Raw genomic sequence first — 2,683 nt, 5'->3', positions numbered from 1 at the left:
CCCCCCACCCCCCCCCCCCCCCCCCCCCCCCCCCCCCCCCCCCCCCCCCCCCCCCCCCCCCCCCCCCCCCCCCCCCCCCCCCCCCCCCCCCCCCCGCTTCGGCATTCGCCAGGTACTCGAACCACACCACCTTGCCCACCTCCGCCGGACGCCACCCCCATGCATGGGTGAGGGCCTGGACGAGCAACAGGCCACGCCCGGTGGTCGCTTCGGGATCCCGCTCCCGATGCGGAAGCTCCGCACCCCGATCGGCCACCTCCACCCGCACCCGCCCGCTACGCCAGCGGACGGACACGACACACCGCTCCCCCGTGTGCAGAAGCGCATTCGCGATGACCTCGCTCGCACACAACTCCACCTCCTGGAACCCGTCTTCGGTCAGCGGCACCGACCACTCCCGCAGAATCGCCCCCACCAACCGCCGCGCCGCCGGCACGGCGTCCGGCCCCGGCGGCACCCCCCACTCCAGAGGTACCGGGAATCGAGCATTACTCAGTGGGCTGACAACCACGAACAGCCTCCAAACCAGGCAGACAATGAAGGAGCCGACACGAGACCAGCGTCGGTGTCTCGCGGGCTGCCGAGACACCGACGCATCAACGCGCTCTCACACTCAGTGAACAATCCGTCACGATCGTGAGACCATCGGCAATGCGGTACCCGCATACGGATATGCACGGAACGCATCGGACTGCCTCGCCTGCTTGGCTGAGGTCGTAGCGTTTGGATGGGCTGTTGAACTGGAATTCGGCAGTGGTCCGGGAGGCGTCCCGGTCGGCGAACTACGGCAAGATCATCGAACTGGCCCGAAATTACCAGCGCATGACCCAGGTGCAGCTGGGCGAGGCGTGCGGGCTGTCGCAATCCGCTATCTCACGCTTGGAGAAACGAGGGACCGGCCCCTATGCCATGGATGTGCTGCTGAGAGTGTCGCAACACCTCAGCATCCCGGCCGGATTGCTAGGACTCGCCGATACAGCGAGGCGAGCGCGAATTGGAACTGAGGACGTGCATAGACGCCAACTTCTCGGTGCAGCTGCGGCGATCGTGGCGGCACCCGTCCTCGCCGCCGTTGCCGGGCCTACCGATGAGGCCGAGCAACAGGCTGCCGCGCTTCGGCTTGCCACCACGTCATACCGTCGACTGGATGGGTCAACTCCCTCACGCGATCTGACCGATGTCGTCCACTCCCATCTTCGCCTGATTCAGGGGCTGGTCGTCGCGGCGCCGACAGATGCCCACCGAATCAGGCTCGCCGCCGTCGCGAGCGAGGCGGCGAGCCTGGCCGCCTGGCTGGCGTGGGACATGGGAGATCACGGGTCTGCTCGATCGTTCTATGGCGCCGCAATCAAAGCAGCCCGATCTGGCGCCAACCCCCTGCTCGCCGCCTACCAAGCAGGAAGCCTGGCACAGTTCGAAGCCCAGACTGGCAACGCAATCCAGGCACTCAGCCTGGTGAAGAAGGCGCGCAGCCTCCTTGAATCCGGGCGACCAGCCATCGCAGACGCCTGGCTCGCATCCGTGGAGGCCCTCGGACACGCTTCCGCCGGCGACCAGCGAAGCTCAGATCGCGCGCTGACACATAGCCGAGCTGCCGCCCGCACCACCACGGGAGATGAACCGCCCCCATGGCCCTGGGTCTTCACCTTCGACGAGTCCAAAGTCGCTGCCTCCAGGGTGACCTGTGGCGCCAAGCTCGGACTTGAAGCATGGGTGTCGGATGGTGCAAGCGCTGTTCTCGCCACAGCTCACGCAAAGCAGCGCGCGTTGCTGGTGATGGACCTGGCAACAGGCCACCTGGCTGCCGGGCGGATTGAGGCGGCGTTCACGCTCGCGGCCCAGGCCCTGGAAGTCGGTCTCCGGTACCGTTCAGGGCGAATCATCGAGCGAGGCCGCGCACTTCGGCGGTCGCTCATCACTTCCTCACTCCCCAAGGTCGTGAGGGAGTTCGATGAGCGCCTTCACAACGTCTATCTGTAGGAGGAAGTGATGCGGATCGGAATCACAGGGCACCGCGGGTTGAAGCCCGAGGTGGAGGCGCAGGTTCGACAGTTCCTCATCGGCGTTGTCTCAGACGAGGATCCAAGCACGCTCACCGTCGTGTCATGCATCGCGGACGGGCCGGATTCATGGCTGGCGGAGATCGCGCTGGAGCGCGGCGGGCAGTTGGAAGCCGTCATCCCCGCCGATCAGTACCGGAACAGCCTGCCGGACTGGCACCACCCGGTGTACGACCGGCTACTGGAGAGCGCCGCTGCTGTTCACCGCACGGGCCTCGTAGAGTCCGACTCCGCCGCCCACATGGCGGGGAGCGAGATCCTCGTCCAGCGGGTCGACAAACTCCTCGCCGTCTGGGACGGCCTGCCCGCCCGGGGCTACGGCGGGACTGCGGACGTCGTCGCCTACGCGCAGCAGCGAGGCGTGCCGGTCGAAGTGCTGTGGCCGCAGGGAGCGCGCCGATAGGAGGGCATGTGAAACACCACCGCCCTCTCGCAGAGGAGAGCAAGTGACCACTCGCCAGCCCGGCTTGGAGCAGCCAGCCCTGGGCGGTCTGCTCCAAGCGGTCTCCCAGTACCTCGGCCACGAGGTGGCACCTGAGTGGGGGGGGGGGGGGGGGGGGGGGGGGGGGGGGGGGGGGGGGGGGGGGGGAGGGGGGGGGGGGGGGGGGGGGGGGGGGGGCGGA

At 68.2% G+C, this 2,683-nt stretch carries 3 protein-coding genes; 2 read left to right on the top strand and 1 reads right to left on the bottom strand.

Annotated features, from left to right (window positions below; all coding sequences use genetic code 11):
- The coding region (locus ACZ4W5_RS36060; RefSeq protein WP_465659348.1) for an ATP-binding protein at window positions 1-457 on the bottom strand (457 nt) is incomplete at its 3' end.
- A gap of 278 nt (window positions 458-735) precedes the next feature.
- On the opposite strand from ACZ4W5_RS36060, the gene ACZ4W5_RS36055 reads away from it, so the two are divergent.
- Complete coding sequence (locus ACZ4W5_RS36055) at window positions 736-1,980, top strand: helix-turn-helix domain-containing protein (protein WP_465659346.1); 1,245 nt, start codon at window positions 736-738, stop codon at window positions 1,978-1,980.
- Between the two features lie 9 nt (window positions 1,981-1,989).
- Complete coding sequence (locus tag ACZ4W5_RS36050) at window positions 1,990-2,463, top strand: hypothetical protein (RefSeq protein WP_465659345.1); 474 nt, start codon at window positions 1,990-1,992, stop codon at window positions 2,461-2,463.
- Window positions 2,464-2,683 lie beyond the last annotated feature (220 nt).

Source organism: Kitasatospora sp. NPDC029367 (assembly GCF_055569135.1).
This window is presented reverse-complemented; position numbering and strand designations above follow the sequence as displayed.